Here is an 18,228-nt window from a genome sequence, read left to right as displayed (position 1 = left end):
TGGCGAGCGCTTCCGCCTCTATATCGAGACCGTGCTGGTTCCGACCCTGAAGCCCGGCGACATCGTCGTCATGGACAATCTCGGCTCGCATAAGGGCAAGGCCGTGCGTCGCACCATTCGCAAGGCAGGGGCCAAGTTGATTCTCCTGCCCAAATACTCACCCGACCTCAATCCCATCGAACAGTTCTTCGCCAAGCTCAAACACTGGCTTCGAAAGGCGGCCAAACGGACGGCCGAGACCGTCTGCCAGGCGATCGGCGAAATCCTCAACCGGACGACACCCGCCGAGTGCTCAACCTACTTCGCCAATGCAGGATACGACCGGAGATGACTTCATCCCGCTCTAGGATGAGGACGGTCTCATCTTGCGCTGCCGCCATGCATCCAGCGTCTCATTGATGATGCGCTCCGGCACGTGGTCGATCTCGAACACGGCGTCGATCTCAAGCACGTCGAGCTGCTCCAGGAGGCCGGCGGGTGCGGCGCCGTGGCGAAGCCGCGCGGCATCCTTTGCCGTGGTGACAAGCCGAAGCCCCTCGCGCTTGGCAAGGGCCGCCAGATCGGCAAGCTCGTCCGCGGCGTAGAAATGATGATCGGGAAAAGCGCGCGACAGCGCGACCTCGCCGCCGGCGCCGCGCAGCGTATCAAAGAATTTTTCCGGATGGCCGATGCCGGCAAAGGCAAGGAAGCGCCCGCCGGCAAAGCGCGCCGGGTTCGCCGGCTCGACATGGGCCAAAAAGATCGGCCGGCCGGCGCGCGCCGCCTGGCGCACCACCGTATCTGCGGCGCTCCCCTCGCCCATCTTCAGCAAGCCGCCGGTGAAGACCAGCTGATCAACGATCTTGGCCCGGAGCGGGCCGCCCGGAATGACTCGGCCATTGCCGATGCCGAAACGCGCGTCGACCACGACCAGCGCGTAGTCGATATGGATGCGCGCCGACTGGAAACCGTCATCCATGATCAGGAAGTCGCAGCCATGGTCTGCCATCAGCAGTTTGGCGCCGGCGGCGCGGTTGGCCGTCACCGCGACCGGCGCATGTTCGGCAAGCAGCAGCGGCTCGTCGCCGACATGCTTGGCGGCGTCGTGATGCGCATCGACGACATGCGGCTTGGCGAAGGAACCGCCATGGCCGCGCGACAGGAAGCCGGGCGTGAGCTGCATGCACTTTGCCTGTTTAGCCAGCGCGATGGCGACCGGCGTCTTGCCGCTGCCGCCAACGGTGAAGTTGCCGACGCACAGCACAGGTGCCGCGACCTTCTCGCGCGGCGCGCGCCGCATGCGGCGCCCAGCCACCATTCCATACATCGCGGACACCGGCGAAAGCGCCAGCACGCGCCAGTCCGGCTTTTCCCACCAGAAGGGCGGCGCTTCGCTGGTCATGGCGCGACTTCCATGGCGCATGACCCTTTCCAAAGATCGGATCCGAATTTTTGGGCCATGCGCTAGCGCCCGTTGGCGCCTTTCAGGCGCGCCTTGACGACCAGCGGCTGGATGTAGGGTTCGAGCGACTTCAGCGTGCGCTGAAGCGCGCCGCGCATCTCGTCGACGGTCGCCGCGCCCGCCGCCATCATCTCGTGGCGCACCGCCTCGTTGGTCAAAAGGAAATTGACGGCGCCGGCCAGCATGTCGCGGTCGCGCACCAGCTTGGCGCCGCCGCGATCGAGCAGGCGCTGATAGGCTTCGCGGAAATTCTGCACGTTGCGGCCGGCCAGCACCGCCGTGTCGAGCATCGCCGGCTCGAGCGGATTCTGGCCGCCCTCGGAGGTCAGCGAGCGGCCGACGAAGGCGATCTCGGTCAGCCTTAGATAAAGTCCCATCTCGCCGATCGTGTCGCCGAGCAGGATATCGGTGTCGGACGTGATGCGGTCGCCCTTGCTGCGGCGCGCGACTTTCAGTCCCATGCCGGATATCTGCGCGGCCAGCGCGTCCGCGCGGGCGGGATGGCGGGGCACGACGATGGTCAACAGTCCAGGGTGGCGCTTGTGCAGGGTCGCATGGACTTCCGCCGCGGCGACCTCCTCCCCGTCATGGGTCGAGATCGCCGCCCAGGTCGGGCGTAAGCCGATCTGGCGCTGCAGGATCGCCAGCGCCCGCTCGTCGACCGGCGGCGGGTTGGTGTCCACCTTGAGGTTGCCGGAAACGGTCACCGGCCGGGCGCCGAGGACGCGGAACCGCTCGCCGTCGACATCCGACTGGGCAACGACATGGGCAAGATTCTCGAACAGCGCCTCGGCGACGCCGGCGCGCTTCTTCCACGACCGGAAGGAACGGTCCGACAGCCGCCCGTTGACCAGGACCTGCGGCACGTTGCGCGCGCCGAGTTCCAGGATGGTCATCGGCCAGATCTCCGATTCGGCTATGATGGCCAGCTCCGGCAGCCAGTGATCGAGGAAGCGGCTTACAGCGGGCTTGAGGTCGAGCGGCACATATTGGTGGATGATGCGGCTGCCAAGCCGCTCGTCGGCGACCTTGGCCGAGGTCACGGTGCCGGTCGTCAGCACGATGTTGACGCCGTAATCGAGGATGCTTTCGACCAGCGGCACGACGGCGATCGTCTCGCCGACGCTCGCGGCGTGGATCCAGATGACCGGTCCTTCCGGACGCGGACGGCCGGCGACGCCGTAGCGCTCGCGACGGCGAACGCGGTCTTCCTTGCCGCGCGAGGCGCGCCAGGCGACATAGGGTCCGATCAGCGGATAGGCGACGGCCCCGGCGTAACGGTAGGCGGTCAGGGCGGCGCGCGCCCAGCGCTCGCTCATTTGTCGCCGTCCACGAGGCGGTAGGCCTCGGCGGTTGCGGCGTTGAGCGAGGCGGTGACCTCCTGGCGCTTTCGCTCCATCTCGGCGTCGTCGGCGTTGGACGGCACGAACACCGGCTGCCCGACGACAACGGCGGAGCGGCCGAACGGCAGGTTGATGGTGGTCTTGTCCCAGCTCTTTTCCAGCACCTTGCGGCGGCTGGTGGCGATCGCCGAAGGCAGGATCGGGCGCCCGGAAAGCCTGGCCAAAAGCACGATGCCCAGCCCCGCGTCGCGCGGCGTGCCGTGTGGAATGTCGGCGATCATCGCGACATTCTTGCCCGCCACCAGCGCTTTCTTGAGCGCGATCAAGGCTTTGGCGCCGCCTTTGTCGAGATGCCTCGAACTGTCGCGGCCACCCGAGCCGCGCACCGCCTCGATGCCGAATCTGTTCAGCATCAGCGCGTTGAGCTCGGCGTCGGCACTGCGCGATACCATGGCGACCAGCGGCCGGCCCTTGGGATAATAAGCCGGCGTCAAGAGATGCTGGCCATGCCACAGCGCGATGATGCCCGGTTCGAGATGCGCATAGGCGCCGCCGGCGACCTGCGTCGACCCTTTCACCAGCGGGCTGGTGATGCGAATCAGCCGCACGAACCAGGCGAACAGGCTGGCGATGAAATTCTTGACGAATCGCGACTGGGCGAGCGGCTCTCGGATGCGGCGCCACAGCGTGCGAGTCCCGCCCCGCCCGGCGGCGCGCCCCGTCGCTCCTTTCACCGCTTCATGCTCCATCGAAGTCAACCGGCTGCCTTTGTTTCCGGGTCGAGCAACCGGTGCAGGTGAACGACGAAATAGCGCATATGGGCATTGTCGACGCTGGCCTGCGCCTTCGCCTTCCACGCGGCGTGCGCCGATTGATAGTCGGGGTAGATGCCGACGATGTCGAGCGCATCCAGATCACGGAACTCGGTTCCACCCAGCTTTTTCAGCTCGCCGCCGAACACCAGGTGCAAAAGCTGTTTCTTTCCGTCTTCCACGGCCATGCCGATCCTTCGCAGATTCATGAATTTTGTGAAACGTTTAGACCAAAGCCGCCGATTTTGAAACCGTGGGCCGACTCACCCTTGGTCAGCTCCGGCAATGACGCCGGCCAGGACGCCCAGCAGTTCGCCGCTGCCGGCGGCGAGCGCGCCATGGTTGATCACCTCGCCGGCATAGCGCGGCGGCTTGCCGGTGCGGTCGAGCAAGGCGCCGCCCGCTTCGCGGAGGATAAGGTCGGCGGCGGCGATGTCCCAGTCATGCGCGTTGGGCTTGACGAAGGTCGCGTCGAGCTTGCCGTTGGCGATCATCGCCAGCCGGTAGGCGAGCGAGGGTATGTAAGCGACGCGGCGCATCCGGGCTTGCCAGGAAGCGGGCATGCGCTCGACCAGCGGCTTCGGCCCGCCGATCTCGACGGTATCGCCGAGTTGGCGGACCTGGATGCGCTTGCCGTTGAGGAACGCGCCCTCGCCCGGCAGCGCCCAATAGGTCTCGCGCTTGGCCGGACATTCGAGCACGCCGGCCAGCGAGCGGCCATCCTCGACCACGGCGACGCTGACGCACCAGGAATGCAGGCCATCGAGAAAGCCGCGCGTGCCATCGATAGGGTCGACGACGAAAGTGCGGCGGGCCGACAGCCTGGCATGATCGTCGGCGGTTTCTTCGGACAGCCAGCCATAATTCGGCCGCGCCTTGAGCAGGGTCTCGCGCAGATAGGCGTCGGCCGCATGGTCGGCCTCGCTGACCGGCGAGGTCCCGCCCTTCATCCACACCTGGGGGTTTTGGCCGAAATAGCGCATGGCGATGGTGCCCGCCTCGCGGGCGGCTTCGCGAAGCAGAGCGAGGTCTTCGTGCGTCTCGGCTGAGATGACCATGTTAGGCGCCGGCAAGGGTCATCCCCTCGATCAGCAGCGTCGGCGCGGCGGTGCCGAAATTGCGGTCGAGATCGCTCGCCGGCACCATGTTGAGGAACATGGTCTTCAAATTGGAGGCGATCGTCACCTCGGCCACCGGATAGGCAAGCGCGCCGTTCTCGATCCAGAAGCCGGAGGCGCCACGGCTGTATTCGCCGGTCACCATGTCGACGCCCTGGCCGAAGACCTCGGTGACGTAGAAGCCGCGCTGCAGCGAGGCGATCAGCTCCTCCGGCGCGCGATCGCCGGGCTCGATGGCCAGATTGGTCGAGGACGGCGAAACCGAAGAGCCGCTGCGCGAGCCACGGCCGTTGGTGACGAGACCAAGCTCGCGCGCGGCCGAGGTCGACAGGAACCAGTGGTTGAGCACGCCTTTGTCGACCATCAACAGCTTGTCGCCCTCGACGCCTTCGCCGTCGAAGGGCCGCGACGCCTGGCCGCGACGCCGCAGCGGCTCGTCGGTGACGGTGATCGCGCTTGAGGCTACCTGCTTTCCCATCATGTCGCGCAGGAAGCTGGTCTTGCGCGCCACCGCGGCGCCGTTGATGGCGCCGGCGAGATGGCCGGCAATGCCGCGCGCAACACGCGGGTCGAACACGACGTCGACCGGGCCGGTCGCCGCCTTGCGGGCGCCGAGGCGGCGCACGGCGCGTTCGCCGGCCTTGCGGCCGATCTCCTCCGGCGCGTCGAGATCGGCGAAATGCTGGCGCGAGGAGAATTCATAGTCGCGTTCCATCGCCGTGCCTTGGCCTGCAATGACGCTGGTCGAACGTGAAAAGCGCGACGCGACATATTGGCCGACAAAGCCATGCGAGGTCGCAAGTACCAGGCCGCCAAGGCCGGCGCTGGCGCTGCTGCCGGAGGAATTGGTGACGCCATTGACGGCAAGGGCCGCCGCTTCCGCTGCCAGCGCCGCCTCCTTGAGCTGATCGGCGGACACCTCAGTCGGATCGAAGAGGTCGAGATCACGCAAATTGCGGGCGAGCAGCGCTGGGTCGGCAAGGCCCTGGAACGGATCCTCGGGGGAGACTCTCGCCATGGCGACGGCGCGCTCGGCAAGCGCCTTCGGGTCGGAGGCGGCGGTGGCCGAGACGCTCGCCACGCGCTGGCCGACGAAGACGCGCAGCGACACGTCCTCGCTTTCCGACGATTCGGTGCCTTCGACCTTGCCCAGCCGCACCGACACGCCGGCCGAACGGCCGCGCACGGCGACCGCGTCGGCGGCGTCCGCCCCGGCGCGCTTGGCCGCCTCGACGAGCGCCGCGACGCGGTCGGTCAGTTTCCCTGCGTCGAGCGTGTCGGTCATGCGGTTGGTCCTGTTTGTTCAAGCTGTGCGGGAGGGCAGATGCTACCGCACATCCATGGATGCCGGGCCGCCATCTCTGGAAGCCCGCACAATCGTCTTGGATGCTGCTGCACCATCTATTGTTCCACCACCGCTTGTGCAATGACGGATGCGGCAATCTCAAGGCAATCGCGGCCCTTCGCAGCGCACTGCCCCGCCGCAACCGCATGAACAGTGCGAATTAGCCGGCCACCGGCGCCCAGATCACATCTTCGATCCTGGCGGCGCCGGTTGCCAGCATCACCAGCCGGTCGAAGCCGAGGGCCGAGCCGCTCGCCTGCGGCATGATGGCAAGCGCGGCGAGGAAATCCTCGTCCAGCGGATAGCGCTCGCCATAGATGCGCTCCTTCTCGTCCATCTCGGCGACGAAGCGGCGGCGCTGCTCGGCCGGATCGGTGAGCTCGCCAAACGCATTGGCAAGCTCGACGCCGCAGCAATAAAGCTCGAAGCGTTCGGCGACGCGCGGGTCCTCCGCGCTCGGCCGTGCCAAAGCCGCCTCGGAGACTGGGTAGCCGTAGAGGATTGTCGCCCGTCCCTGCCCCAGCGCCGGCTCGACCTTTTCCACCATCACCCGGCTGAACAGGTCGGCCCAATTGTCGTCGGGCGCGGTGCGCAGGCCGGCGCGGACCAGGCCCTGGTGGAGCGCTTCGCGGTCGGTGCTTCCGTCGGCGCCGACGGTCGCCAGCAGGTCGATGCCGGCATGGCGCATGAATGCTTCCGCCACGCTCAGCCGCTCCGGCTCGGCGAAGGGATCGGCCTCGCGGCCACGGAAACGAAAGCTTTTGGCCCCGGCCTTTTCCGCGGCGAGCGCAAGAAATTCGGCGCAGTCGGCCATCAGGCGCTCATAGGCCTCGCCGACGCGGTACCATTCGAGCATGGTGAATTCGGGATGATGCAGCGGCCCGCGCTCGCGGTTTCGGTAAACGGAGCCCAGGCTGAAGATGCGCTTCTCGCCGGCGGCAAGCAGCTTCTTGCAGGCGAATTCCGGCGAGGTGTGAAGGTAGAGCGGCTGGCGCGATGCGTCCGGCGCGATCGCCTCGGTGGCGAAGGCCGCAAGATGCGCTTCGTTGCCGGGCGAAACCTGCAGCGCGGCCGTCGTCACCTCAACGAAATTGCGCTCCGCGAACCAGCCGCGCAGGGCGGCGGCAATAGCGTTGCGCGCCATCAGCCTTGGCCGGCGATCGGCGTGTACATGCGGCCTCCACCAGGGCGAAGCGGCGGTCATGGGCGGGAAAATCGCCGATGAGGCTGGCGGTTCGTCGCAAGATGCGCTACGGCGCACGCGATGGCCGCCGTCGCCGCTTCGTGGGCAAAGACGCTTGCAGGCCGAAAAACTCGATTGGGATTGAATATCGTGGTCAAGGTCATCGCCAGTTCCTTACGCAAAGGCAACGTCGTCGATAAGGACGGCAAGCTCTATGTCATCCTCTTTGCCGAAAACATCCACCCTGGCAAGGGCACGCCGGTGACCCAGCTCGACATGCGCCGCATCGGCGACGGGGTGAAGATCTCGGAGCGCTACCGCACGACCGAGATGGTCGAGCGCGCCTATGTCGAGGAGCGCGAGCACACCTTCCTCTATTCCGACGGCGAAGGCTTCCATTTCATGAACCCGGAAAGCTACGACCAGGTCGTAGCCTCCGAAAGCGTGGTCGGCGACATGGCGCCCTACCTGCAGGAAGGCATGGCGGTGCAGCTGGCGCAGTTCAACGGCGCGCCGATCTCGCTGACGCTGCCGCAGCGCGCCGTCTTCGAGGTGGTCGATACCGAGCCGGTCACCAAGGGCCAGACGGCGTCTTCGTCCTACAAGCCTGCGGTGCTTTCCAACGGCGTGCGCACGGCCGTGCCGCCGCACATCACGACCGGCACGCGCGTGGTGGTGATGACCGCCGACGGCTCCTATGTCGAGCGCGCCAAGGACTGAGGGTACAGCAGTCAACTATCACAGCTCGCCTGCGGCCAGGCGGGCCTATCGTCAGCACGGTTTGTCCGCCGTCTGGGCGTGAGGCTCTGACCCGAAGCGGATTTGCGGTTGCCGCGACGTGAACGGCAGATCCGCGCCGCGGCGCCGGTGGTTCGACGCACCGCATCCCTCGAACGAAGCCGGAGTGCGCTCAACGCTAGATTGGCCGACCGATCCACCGCACGATTTCATAGGCAGGCATCGGGCGGCGAAAGCCCTTCAGCGTCAGTTCGCCAACAGGAACGGATTCGACCAGCGACTCGACAGCTCCGAGAACCCGTTGGCTAACGAGAATCTGGCGCGATTTGGCCTCCTCGCATAAACGGGCGGCATGGTTCGACACGGTGCCGATGACGGCATAGTCCGAGCGCTGATCAAAACCGATGCGCCCGATGGTTGCGTGGCCCCTGGCAATGCCGATCCCAAAGCCAAGCAAATAGTCCCGCTTGCGCCATCGCTCGGAATGCTCGTCAATCGCTTCGCGCATTGCGGCAGCCATCGAGACAGCTCTCTCGCTGTGGTCGGCACATGGCATTGGATCGTTGAAAACCACGACGATACCGTCGCCCACGAACCGCTCGAGCGTCCCCTCGTGACGGACGATTTGTTCGCCGAGACAGGAATGATACTCGGCCAGAACTGTCATGACTTCTTCGGGTTCGGCGGTCTCTGCGAACGCCGTGAAGCCGCGCAAATCGCAAAAGACAACCGTCACCTCGCGGCGGTGGCTCTGCAAGAGCGCATCTCCATTGCCCGCCGCAACGATGAGGTCGGCGACCTGTTCGGGCAGGAACCGCCTGAGCCGCGCCATTCGCTCGAGCTCCGTCACCTGGCCGGCGACGGTTTCCTCGAGCGAGCGGTTCCAGTCGGAAAGTTGCGCGGCTTGGTCCTCAAGGCGCTTGGCTTGGCTCGCGACAGTGTCGTGAAGCGCCTTCTGGCGCAACATCGAGCGCACCCGCGCCAGCAGCGCCCTGTGCTCGAAGGGCTTTGTCAGATAGTCGTCGCCACCGGCGTCCAGCCCCTCGACCACGTCGCGCGTGTCGGCTTTCGCGGTGACCAGAATGACGGGGATCGATCGCAGCGAGTGATCCTGCTTGAGCATGCGGACCACACTGATGCCGTCGAGCTTCGGCATCATGATGTCGAGCAGGATCAGATCCGGCGTGAGTTCGCGGGCTTTCGCAAGCCCCTCTTCACCATCGGCGGCGGTTACAACTTCATAGCCATTCGCTTCGAGACGCATGCGCAGGATCTCGAGGTTTTCCGGAGTATCGTCGACCGCGAGAATGCGAGGCGGATCGTGCAAGGTGTTGCCTCCCTCAAGAAAGGAAACCGCGAATCTCGGAAAGCAGCTGGCGTGGGCTGAATGGCTTGGCAATGTAACCATCGCACCCAGCAGCAAGGGCTTTCGCCTTGTCGCCCGACAACGCGTAGGAGGTGACGGCGATAATCGGAATGTGCCGGAGCGCCGGGTCGGCCTTGATGCGGCGGGCCGCTTCATACCCGTCGATCACCGGGAGCTGAATGTCCATAAGGATCAGGTCTGGCCTGTGTGCTCCGGCTGCAGCGATGCCGGCGGCGCCGTCCGCCGCCTCGATCAGTTCGTATTCGGTGGTGGCAATGAGATCGCGGATGATTTGGCGGTTGTCCTCGGTGTCTTCGACCATCAGGATTCGTTTGCTCATGCGGCCCTCACGTCCTCATTCATCCGGATCGGGACCTTCAGACGGAATGTCGACCCTGACCCGATCACGGACTCGACGTCTAAGGTTCCGCCATGCATTTCGGCGATGCGCTTCGAGATCGCCAGGCCAAGACCTGTGCCACCCTTCTGCCTGGTGCTGCTGTTGTCGACTTGCTGGAATTCTTCGAAGATAAGAGCCTGGTCTTTGGACGCAATTCCGGGACCGGTGTCTCGGACGGCGATCTCGAAGCGCCCATCGACTGCATCGGCAAGAATATCTACCGCACCCGTTTCGGTGAACTTGACGGCATTGCCTGCGAGATTGAGCAGAATCTGCGTCAAACGGCGTTCGTCCCCACGGCCGATTGGAAGGTTCTCGGCAACAGTCGCTGAAAGCTCAAGACCCTTCGCCCGTGCCAGCGGCTCGACCGCCGTAAGGGTCGATCGGACAATCTGCGCGACGGAGTAGTCCTCGATCGCCAGCGTGAGCTGGCCGGCTTCGATCTTGGACAGGTCGAGCACGTCGTTGATGAGCCCGAGGAGGTGACGGCCGTTTGCCTGCACTCGCGCGACGGTCGCCTTTGCCTTGTCCGGGAGTTCGCCATAGATGCCGTCGACCAGCAGTTCTGTGAAGCCCAGAACCGAATTGAGCGGCGTCCTGAGTTCGTGGCTCATATTCGCCAGGAATTGGGACTTGTGGCGGCTGGCTGCTTCCAGCTCCTCCCCTTTCTCCTCGATCTCGCGGAACAGCTTGGCATTCTGGATCGCGACCACCGATTGGGCTGCGAAGGTCTCCAACAGGTGAACAACTTGCTCATCGAAGGCGCCTGGCTTGTGGCGCCTGACGACCAATGCACCGACGATCTTGTTGGGCCTCAGCAGCGGAACGATCAGGATGCCGCGATATCCGGCGTCGAGGATCGTCTTTCTCACAAGGAAGGATGAGGTTTCCTTGCTGAGGTCGGGAAACTGCACCGGCATGCACCGTCCAGGCGCGTCGCCAATACCCATATCGGCCAGCCCGATCGTCTGCTGCGAGACTGCGGCGATAAGCTCATCGCTCATCCCAAAGTTTGCGCGCGGACGGAATTGCTGCCGCGTGCTGCTGAACACGTAGATGGTGCCAGCATCCGTCGCCGACAACTGGACCGCCTTGGCGACGATCGTCTTCAGCACCGTGTCGAGATCCAGCGTCGAATTGACCGCCTTGCTCACTTCGCCAAGCGCCTCGAGCTCACCGACCGACGCCGCAAGCTCGCGCGTCCGTGCCTGCACCGCCTCGAAGAGCCGCGCATTTTCGATGGCGATCACGGCCTGGTCGGCGAATGTCTCGACGAGCGCGATCTCTTTGGGACTGAACGGTTGCGGTTCAGCCCTCGTCATGACGAATACGCCAACGAGATCACCTTCCCGCAACAGCGGGGCAGCGAGGACGGTGCGGAATCCGCCTGCCTCAGCGATCAAGGCGACGCGGTAGTCCGGATCAGCGGTCACGTCTTCGATTTGCACGATCCGCCGTTCTTCGATTACGCGCCCTACGGCGGAGCCTCGGCCAGCGGCAAGCGCTGGAAGTGGATTGGCGTCGACATAGGCACGGAAGCTGGGCGGGTAGCCAAGCGTCGACACATAGCGGAATACGCCATCAAGCAACTGCACGATGCCACCCTTGTCGGCGCGACAGAGCCTGACAGCCGATTCCACCAACGTATCGAGCACGACCTGGAGATCGAAGGTAGAGCGGCTGATGACCTTCAGAACGTCTGCAGTGGCTGTCTGCTGCTGAAGGGCTTCATCGAGCTGCTGGGTGCGTGTCTCAATCTCCTGATACAGGCGCCCCAGCTGGTCGGAGGTCTGGTTGACGTTAGCGGCGAGCACTCCAAGTTCGTCGCGATTGGCGACGGCAACCCGTTGCGCGAAGTCGCCGGCCGCTATCTGGCTGAGACGCGTCTCGATCTTCTTGACCGGTTCGATCAACGACCAGGAGATGATGTAACCGAGCCCCAACGCCAGCAGGATACTGCCCACGGCAAACGAAACCACGATCAGTCTGGACGTGCCGTACGCACCCTCGGTCGTTTCGATGGCCGCCACCATGTCGGCTTCGGCCATGTTGACCAGCTGGTTCGTCAGCCGCTCGAGGCGATCAGCCGACGGTATGATTTCATCAAGCTGAACCTTGCGCGCCTCCTCGGTACGGCCCGCGCGGACAAGCTCTGCCACGTGCGTCACCCCGGCCGTCAGTTTTTCGTACTCTTGCCTGACCTGGCCAAGCACTTCCACCTCGGCTTTGGCGACGAACTCCATGCGCTCGAGGTCGTAGCCGAACTGATTGAGCTGGCGCAGCGCCGTATCCAGCATCCGGTTATCCTGTAGCAACAGGGCGGTGGAGATACCGTAGAGCTGGGTGGTCGTATCGTGCTGTACTTGGCGGTAGGCCGCGATCCTGCGCTGCAGCTTGATCAGCTCGTTGGTCTGATCGTTGACCCCACTCAGCACCTGCAACCCGACGGCACCGAGCACGATCAGCAGGCCGACGATCGACAGGAACGCGATCAAGAGCTTGGTCTGGACGCGCGCCGGCAGCCGGGCAACCCAGCCAACGAGCCAGTTCGTTATGCTATTTGGTTTCGTCCAAGAGGCCGAGAAGGTCACTCCGGAACTCCTCCAAGTCGAACCGGACGCCAAGATATTGTACTCGCAAGATGCCATTCGGGTCTACGAGCGAGGTCAACAAGGTATGGTCGACATCACCATTCGCCGCCTGCTTCGCGAAGACCCCATATTTCCGTCCAACCTCATGGACAGTCGCCGGATCGCCGGTAAGAAACGACCAGCCCTTCAGATCGGCGCCAAAATTCTGCGCATATTGCTTCAAAACATCGGGCGTATCGCGCTTCGGGTCGACGGTGATCGAAATGAAGGCGATCTTGGGTCCGAACGCACTACCCAACTTTTCCTGCACGCTGGCCATCTGGGCGGTCAGCATGGGACAGACGTCGGTACATTGCGTATAGATGAATGCAATGGCGATCACCCTGCCGCGAAAGTCGTGCAGCGAGACGCTCGCCCGGTCCTGCGATGTCAGCGTAAAGTCTGGAGCCGGTCCGATTGCCGGCAATCGCTCATCGTGCTGCGCATCATGCGCCTGCGCTGGCCCGGCCATCAGCGCCAACAGCAAGATACGGGCTGCCAACCCGCTCACGTCTTGAGCTCACGCTTCAGCTGCTCCAGAAATCGCCAGTCTGTTCCCTCGGCGATGATCTGCTGTGGGCTCGACTTGATCATGCCCGTCTCCTGCATGCGCAACGCGTAGAAGCGCATCGAGGCTTCGGCATCGTAGTCCCGCCATACGTCGTACCGCGTGTCGCTCAGCGTTTGCAGGGCGATTTCGTAGCTGGGGACGAAACCTCGATCGACCATTTGCGCTGCACTCCATGCGGGGTCCGAAATGCATAGGTCGGCGCCCTTGAGGATGGCCCTGAGCACGCGCTTGGTCGCCACCGGGTATCTGTTCACGTAGTCCGCAGCGGCCGAGGTCATGCAGCAGAAGTGCTGCGACCAAGGGCGATCGAGGGTCGTGTTGAGGATCGTGTGGCCGATTTTCTTGGCGCGCAGTTGCTGCGTCTCCGGAGGCGTGAAGAGATATGCATCGAACTTTCCGTCGGCGAAGGCTTCCACCGGCTTGCTTTCCTCGACCCATTCGATGTCGTTGACGGGATCCAGGCCAATATAGGCGGCCATCAGGGCGACCAGCACGCGCGACGGCGCATGGATGTCATGCATGCCTACCCGTTTGCCCTTGAGATCCGGGATGCCTTGGATGCTGTCGTTGGCGATCAGCTCGAGGCACCCGGAATGCAGACCGCCAAGCACCCTGATTGGCACGCCCGCGTCGATCGACGCGACATGGACCGGCGCGTAGTTCATGCTGAAATCCGTGTCGCCGCGTGCAATCCACACCGCCTGATCGACTTTTTCGTCGCCCTGCACGTAGCGGACGTCGGTGAAGCCCTCCGCTTTGAGGAACTCTCCGGCCAGGTACATCCCTGCCCAGCAGTAGGCACCATCGATCCACCGCGGCAAGCGAACGGAGGTCGTTTCAGTCGTTGTGCCGATGAGAGCTGAAGCGCCTGCTGCCGCAGCTCCGGCCATGAAGTGGCGACGGTTCTGGATGATTTGCATGGGGTTCTCCCTCGCGTGGAAAATGGGCAGGCGCTGGCCGCCCAGTCAGGTCCTCAGCTCGTGCTTCAGTTCGTTGAAGAAACGCCAGTCGGTGCCTTGGGCCAACAGCTTCTGGGGGGTGCTCTTCAGCATCCCGACCTCGTGGAGACGCAGGGCGTAGAAACGCAGGGTGTCCTCAGCGCTATACTCACGCCAACCGTAGGGGATCGCCTTCATGACCTGGAGGGCATGGTCATAGCGCTTCGTATAGCCTTGCTGCACCAAGAACTGGGCGGACTGCTCGGGCTCGCTGGTGCAGAAATCCGCCGCTTTCAAGATGGCGCGGAGGGCGCGTTTGGTGGCCACCGGATGCGTACGGACGAAGTCCCGCTCCCCAGCCAGCATGCAGCAGAAGTATTGCGACCAGGGCCGGTCCACGGTGCTGCTGATCACCACATGGCCGATCTGCTGCTCCCGCATCTCCTGCGGTTCGGGGGGAAAGCCTAGATAGGCATCGATCTTCCCCTCACTCAGGAGCCGGATGGACTCGGGTCCCGGATGCGTGACGAAATGTATGTCCTTATGGAGGTCCAGACCCACATACGCCGTCATTGTGGCGAGAAAGACGTATCGGCTGGAATCTAGCGCTGGCACGGCCACGGTCTTCCCCTTGAGATCGCGGATCGACTGGATGCGATCGGTCCCGAACAGCTCAAAGCAGCCGACGTGGAGGCCAGCCAGAATGACGATGGAATCCCCCGCCTCCAGGCGGAGAAGGAGCGGGGCGGCGAAATGCGCACTGAGGTCGGCTTCACCGGAGGCGAGGGCCGGCGCGATGTCTGCCGTCCCCTCTCTTTGGAGGTAGTGCACCTCGGTGAACCCTTCGCTGCGCAACAGTTCTTCGGCTACATATTGGGGGGCCTGACAGATGCTGGGAATCCGGACGAGCCGGATTCGCGTCGTCTCAGGCGGTGGCTCCGCTGCGGCGCGCCTGGGGTGCCAGCCCAGAAGCCCCGCCGTCCCCGCCAGCGTAATCCCACGCAGGAACCTCCGTCGGCTGAACCGTCCGGGATCTACCGTATGCATGGGAACCTCCCTTCCAGATGCTGGCCAGTGCGACACCGAGAACACTGACCCGTGGATGCTGTGTTGTGCACAGTCGGCCGTACCTGCATGGCGGGCTCTGGGCTTGCCGCTTGCTCACATCTTCAGCTCTCGCTCCAGCGGCGGTTCCGCATGGAGTGACCTCGGAAGGACGACGACACCGGCAGCGCCTGCCAGGGCAGCACCGGCTAGGAATCGTCGGCGGGTTTGCGTGATCTGCTGCATCGGAACGCTCCCATTCCGAATTGCGAAGGGCAATTCTGGCCGGAACCGAGCAAAAGAGGTTTCGACAGAGGCAGGTGGTCTTGTGGGCGCGACGAGTGGTGTGGATGCTAGCGCCCAGTCCGGTGCGGGAGTCTTGCGCTCTCAGTCGCCGGCTCATTTATTAGCAACCGACGATATGTCACGATACGCCCAATTTGCGTCGGCTGCGAGCCCAAAACTTGCTCGCGCCTCTTGCCCCAGAACCGCTGCCCATTTTTGGGCGACATGCATTTGTTAGCGACACCGTCAGGCCGCCATTTCCACCGGAAGGCCAGCGGCTTTCCATTCCGGCATGCCGTCCTCGAGGCGGCGCACGGAATGGCCAAGCGAGCGCAGCGCGGCCACCGCCTCGAACGACATCACGCACCAGGGGCCGCGGCAGTAGGCGACGATTTCCCGTCCGGGGTCGGCACCCTGGGACCAGGCCTTGACTTCTCCGAGGGGAACATTGACCGCGCCGGGCACGTGGCCAAGCGCGAACTCGTCCGGCGGGCGCACGTCGATCAGCGTCACCAGCCCGTCGCGCATCAGCGCCTGAAGCTCGCCGCGCGTGACCGGCTGTATGTCGTCACGTGCCTCGAAACAGTCGCGCACAATGCGATCGACCTCAGCAAGCTGCCGCTCGGCAATGCCGCGCACCGCGGCAAAGGCCGACAGCACGCTCGCATCGCGCAGGGAATAGCGCACGTATTTGCCGTCGCGTTCGGCCGAGACGATGCCGGCGCGGCGCAGCGCCTGCAGATGCTGGGAGATGTTGGCGATCGGCTGGCCGAGCTTCGCAGCAAGCGCCTCGACGCTGCGCGAGCCTTGCGCCAAATGCTCGATCAGTTCCAGGCGCAACGGATTGCCGAGCGCCTTGGCGACGATCGCGAACTGTTCGTACAGCGCCAGCTTCGGATTGCGGATTGACATCGACCTTTCTGCGACCCATCGTCATTCAATGTAATTATTGAATGATGGTTTCGACCTGCCGTCAAGCCAAGCGGCTCGCAGTTGCCTTGGGAGAAAAGCGATGATCCTCAGACAGCTCCTGCACACCGACCCGGTCGCCGCCTCCTATTTGTTCGGCTGCGGCGGCAAGGCGTCTGCTGCCGTGGTCGATCCGGTCGGCGAGATCGCGCCCTATATCGAGGCGGCGCGCGCGACAGGCATGCGCATCCTCTATGTCGTCGACACGCATATCCACGCCGACCATATCTCGGCAGGCCGTGCGCTCGCCGAAGCGACGGGCGCCGAATACGTGCTGTTCGAAGGCGCCGAGGCGGGCTTCCCGTTCCGTCCCGTCAAGGATGGCGAGGTGCTGGAGCTCGGCAATGTGACGGCGACCGTCATGCACACGCCCGGCCACACGCCGGAGCATCTGAGCCTTTTAGTCACCGACCGAACGCGATCGACCGAACCCTGGTTCGTACTCACCGGTCACACGCTGATGGTTGGCGATCTCGGTCGCACCGAGCTTGCTTCGAGCGCCGAGGACGGAGCCCGCGCGCTCTATGCCAGCGTGCGCCGGCTGAAGGAATTGCCCGATCACATCGAGGTGCTGCCGGGCGCCTATTCCGGCTCGGTGTGCGGCCGCTCGCTCAGCGGCAAGCCGACATCGACCATCGGCTTTGAGCGGCGCTTCAACAAGGCCTTCCGCATCGAGGACGTTGACCAGTTCATCGCCGCCATGACCGCCGACATCCCTCCCCCGCCGCCGGACGCGGCCCGGACCCGCGCCGCCAACGCCGGATCGCGATCGTGAGCGCAACGGCGCCTGCCGTCGCGCTCGGCCTCAAGGCCAACTGGAAACAGTTCGCGCTGCTGGTGCTGATCAACGCCTTTGTCGGCGGCATGGTCGGCATCGAGCGAACCGTCGTGCCGCTGATCGGCGCGGAGGAATTCCACGTTGCTTCCACGACGCTCGTCACCTCCTTCATCGTGAGCTTCGGCGTGGTTAAGGCCTGCGCCAATCTCGTCTCCGGCCAGCTTGCCGACACATGGGGTCGCAAGCGCGTGCTGATCCTCGGCTGGCTGTTCGGCCTCCCGGTGCCCTTTATGATCATCTGGGCGCCGAGTTGGGGGTGGATCATTGCCGCCAACGCGCTGCTCGGCATCAACCAGGGACTTGCATGGTCGATGACCGTCATCATGAAGGTCGATCTGGTCGGGCCGAAATCGCGCGGGCTCGCCGTCGGCCTCAACGAGTTCGCCGGCTACCTCGCCGTCGGCGTCACCGCATTTTTCACCGGCTATCTGGCCAGCCGCTACGGGCTGCGCCCGGTGCCGATCTATCTCGGCATCGGCTATGCGATCCTGGGTGCCGCGCTGTCGATCCTTCTGGTGCGCGACACGCGCGAGCATGTGCGGCTGGAACTGGCCAACCATCAGAAAGCTGTCTCCCCGCTCGCCTTCCGCGAGATCTTCATGCTGACCTCTTTCCGCGACCGCAATTTGTTCGCGGCCTCGCAGGCGGGCCTGGTCAACAATCTGAACGACGGCATGAGCTGGGGGCTGTTTCCGCTCTTCTTCGTCGCCAACGGGCTCGGCGTCGAGCGCATCGGCATCCTCAAGGCGGTCTATCCCGCCGTCTGGGGCGTCTTACAGGTCGCAACCGGGCCATTGAGCGACCGTTGGGGCCGCAAGGGCCTGATCGTCGCCGGCATGTGGGTGCAGGCTGCCGGACTTCTGCTCACCGCCATGACGCGGGACTTCGGCTGGTGGCTGCTGGCAAGCCTCTTGCTCGGCCTTGGCACGGCGATGGTCTATCCAAGCCTGATCGCGGCGGTATCGGACGCATCGCATCCCTCCTGGCGGGCGCGCTCGCTCAGCGTCTATCGCTTCTGGCGCGATCTCGGCTACGCAATTGGAGCGCTGTCGGCGGGCCTCATCGCCGACTTCTTCGGCTTCGCCGCGGCGATCGCGGCGATCGCGGCGCTGACCTTCCTCTCGGGTGTAATCGTGGCGGTGGCGATGCGAGAGACCAGCCGCTGACCCGGCTCCGAGCTCCAGCCCGACAGCGCCGCGTTTACGAT

The 18,228-nt window shown here is 64.4% G+C and carries 18 protein-coding genes; 4 read left to right on the top strand and 14 right to left on the bottom strand.

Translation table 11 applies throughout. From position 1 onward, the window contains the following. On the top strand, window positions 1-331 hold a 331-nt coding region (locus CK221_RS27640), incomplete at its 5' end, for a transposase (RefSeq protein WP_143749109.1). A 12-nt stretch (window positions 332-343) separates the two neighbouring features. Here the strand turns inward: CK221_RS27640 and lpxK are convergent. The 7 genes from lpxK to epmA all read right to left on the bottom strand — a co-directional run bounded on the left by lpxK (window position 344) and on the right by epmA (window position 7,263). Then, window positions 344-1,381 carry a tetraacyldisaccharide 4'-kinase gene (gene lpxK / locus CK221_RS27635; protein ID WP_095780020.1) on the bottom strand — a complete coding sequence of 346 codons (1,038 nt, stop codon included), beginning with the start codon at window positions 1,379-1,381 and terminating at the stop codon, window positions 344-346. A 62-nt stretch (window positions 1,382-1,443) separates the two neighbouring features. After that, complete coding sequence (waaA, locus tag CK221_RS27630) at window positions 1,444-2,760, bottom strand: lipid IV(A) 3-deoxy-D-manno-octulosonic acid transferase (protein ID WP_095780019.1); 1,317 nt, start codon at window positions 2,758-2,760, stop codon at window positions 1,444-1,446. Continuing rightward, a complete protein-coding gene (locus CK221_RS27625; RefSeq protein ID WP_067000444.1) occupies window positions 2,757-3,533 on the bottom strand; it encodes a lysophospholipid acyltransferase family protein in 777 nt (258 codons plus the stop codon). The genes waaA and CK221_RS27625 overlap by 4 nt, the downstream gene beginning before the upstream one ends. Before the next feature lie 5 nt (window positions 3,534-3,538). Beyond that, entirely contained in the window at window positions 3,539-3,784 is a 246-nt protein-coding gene (locus CK221_RS27620; protein WP_040973997.1) for a DUF4170 domain-containing protein, read from the bottom strand. A 75-nt stretch (window positions 3,785-3,859) separates the two neighbouring features. Next, a complete protein-coding gene (locus CK221_RS27615; RefSeq protein WP_095780018.1) occupies window positions 3,860-4,654 on the bottom strand; it encodes a 3'(2'),5'-bisphosphate nucleotidase CysQ in 795 nt (264 codons plus the stop codon). A gap of 1 nt (window position 4,655) precedes the next feature. After that, window positions 4,656-5,999, bottom strand: a complete 1,344-nt coding sequence (locus CK221_RS27610) for a TldD/PmbA family protein (protein ID WP_067000436.1) — start codon at window positions 5,997-5,999, stop codon at window positions 4,656-4,658. A 220-nt stretch (window positions 6,000-6,219) separates the two neighbouring features. Continuing rightward, complete coding sequence (gene epmA / locus CK221_RS27605) at window positions 6,220-7,263, bottom strand: EF-P lysine aminoacylase EpmA (protein ID WP_095780017.1); 1,044 nt, start codon at window positions 7,261-7,263, stop codon at window positions 6,220-6,222. A 129-nt stretch (window positions 7,264-7,392) separates the two neighbouring features. Here epmA and efp point away from each other — a divergent pair, with 129 nt between their 5' ends. Further along, complete coding sequence (efp, locus tag CK221_RS27600) at window positions 7,393-7,962, top strand: elongation factor P (RefSeq protein WP_067000944.1); 570 nt, start codon at window positions 7,393-7,395, stop codon at window positions 7,960-7,962. 196 nt (window positions 7,963-8,158) lie between these two features. Here efp and CK221_RS27595 read toward each other — a convergent pair whose 3' ends face one another. From CK221_RS27595 to CK221_RS27560, 7 genes are all read right to left on the bottom strand, one after another. Beyond that, a complete protein-coding gene (locus tag CK221_RS27595; protein WP_245418691.1) occupies window positions 8,159-9,403 on the bottom strand; it encodes a response regulator in 1,245 nt (414 codons plus the stop codon). Continuing rightward, window positions 9,321-9,686 (bottom strand): response regulator, encoded by a 366-nt coding sequence (locus CK221_RS27590; RefSeq protein WP_067000427.1) that lies wholly within the window; start codon window positions 9,684-9,686, stop codon window positions 9,321-9,323. Before CK221_RS27590 ends, CK221_RS27595 begins: the two co-directional genes overlap by 83 nt. Beyond that, window positions 9,683-12,337, bottom strand: coding sequence for a GAF domain-containing protein (locus CK221_RS27585; protein ID WP_179295216.1), 2,655 nt, complete (start codon window positions 12,335-12,337; stop codon window positions 9,683-9,685). The genes CK221_RS27590 and CK221_RS27585 overlap by 4 nt, the downstream gene beginning before the upstream one ends. Then, the gene (locus CK221_RS27580; protein WP_095780013.1) at window positions 12,303-12,887 is read right to left on the bottom strand and encodes an SCO family protein; all 585 of its coding nucleotides are present in this window, start codon (window positions 12,885-12,887) and stop codon (window positions 12,303-12,305) included. The genes CK221_RS27585 and CK221_RS27580 overlap by 35 nt, the downstream gene beginning before the upstream one ends. Then, window positions 12,884-13,867, bottom strand: a complete 984-nt coding sequence (locus CK221_RS27575; protein WP_095780012.1) for an ABC transporter substrate-binding protein — start codon at window positions 13,865-13,867, stop codon at window positions 12,884-12,886. The genes CK221_RS27580 and CK221_RS27575 overlap by 4 nt, the downstream gene beginning before the upstream one ends. A gap of 45 nt (window positions 13,868-13,912) precedes the next feature. Further along, on the bottom strand, window positions 13,913-14,932 hold the full coding sequence (locus CK221_RS27570; RefSeq protein ID WP_095780011.1) for an ABC transporter substrate-binding protein: 1,020 nt from the start codon (window positions 14,930-14,932) through the stop codon (window positions 13,913-13,915). Window positions 14,933-15,460: 528 nt separating this feature from the next. Continuing rightward, a complete protein-coding gene (locus CK221_RS27560; protein WP_095780009.1) occupies window positions 15,461-16,126 on the bottom strand; it encodes a metalloregulator ArsR/SmtB family transcription factor in 666 nt (221 codons plus the stop codon). 100 nt (window positions 16,127-16,226) lie between these two features. Between CK221_RS27560 and CK221_RS27555 the strand changes: the two genes are divergently transcribed. Both CK221_RS27555 and CK221_RS27550 read left to right on the top strand, forming a co-directional pair. Then, entirely contained in the window at window positions 16,227-16,958 is a 732-nt protein-coding gene (locus CK221_RS27555; protein WP_095780008.1) for an MBL fold metallo-hydrolase, read from the top strand. Further along, complete coding sequence (locus tag CK221_RS27550) at window positions 16,946-18,187, top strand: MFS transporter (RefSeq protein WP_095780007.1); 1,242 nt, start codon at window positions 16,946-16,948, stop codon at window positions 18,185-18,187. Before CK221_RS27555 ends, CK221_RS27550 begins: the two co-directional genes overlap by 13 nt. Window positions 18,188-18,228: the final 41 nt, after the last annotated feature.

The organism is Mesorhizobium sp. WSM3868, from assembly GCF_002294785.1.
Taxonomy (GTDB): domain Bacteria; phylum Pseudomonadota; class Alphaproteobacteria; order Rhizobiales; family Rhizobiaceae; genus Mesorhizobium.
The sequence above is the reverse complement of the archived record's forward strand: the minus strand, read 5'-3'. Positions and strand labels throughout refer to the sequence as shown.

Bases quoted from the DNA above. Each gene is read 5' to 3' on its own strand.
- CK221_RS27590 (WP_067000427.1), bottom strand. From the start codon at position 9,686: ATGAGCAAACGAATCCTGATGGTCGAAGACACCGAGGACAACCGCCAA.
- epmA (WP_095780017.1), bottom strand. From the start codon at position 7,263: ATGACCGCCGCTTCGCCCTGGTGGAGGCCGCATGTACACGCCGATCGC.
- CK221_RS27570 (WP_095780011.1), bottom strand. From the start codon at position 14,932: ATGCATACGGTAGATCCCGGACGGTTCAGCCGACGGAGGTTCCTGCGT.
- CK221_RS27610 (WP_067000436.1), bottom strand. From the start codon at position 5,999: ATGACCGACACGCTCGACGCAGGGAAACTGACCGACCGCGTCGCGGCG.
- CK221_RS27615 (WP_095780018.1), bottom strand. From the start codon at position 4,654: ATGGTCATCTCAGCCGAGACGCACGAAGACCTCGCTCTGCTTCGCGAA.
- CK221_RS27625 (WP_067000444.1), bottom strand. From the start codon at position 3,533: ATGGAGCATGAAGCGGTGAAAGGAGCGACGGGGCGCGCCGCCGGGCGG.
- waaA (WP_095780019.1), bottom strand. From the start codon at position 2,760: ATGAGCGAGCGCTGGGCGCGCGCCGCCCTGACCGCCTACCGTTACGCC.
- CK221_RS27620 (WP_040973997.1), bottom strand. From the start codon at position 3,784: ATGGCCGTGGAAGACGGAAAGAAACAGCTTTTGCACCTGGTGTTCGGC.
- lpxK (WP_095780020.1), bottom strand. From the start codon at position 1,381: ATGACCAGCGAAGCGCCGCCCTTCTGGTGGGAAAAGCCGGACTGGCGC.
- CK221_RS27575 (WP_095780012.1), bottom strand. From the start codon at position 13,867: ATGCAAATCATCCAGAACCGTCGCCACTTCATGGCCGGAGCTGCGGCA.
- CK221_RS27555 (WP_095780008.1), top strand. From the start codon at position 16,227: ATGATCCTCAGACAGCTCCTGCACACCGACCCGGTCGCCGCCTCCTAT.
- CK221_RS27560 (WP_095780009.1), bottom strand. From the start codon at position 16,126: ATGTCAATCCGCAATCCGAAGCTGGCGCTGTACGAACAGTTCGCGATC.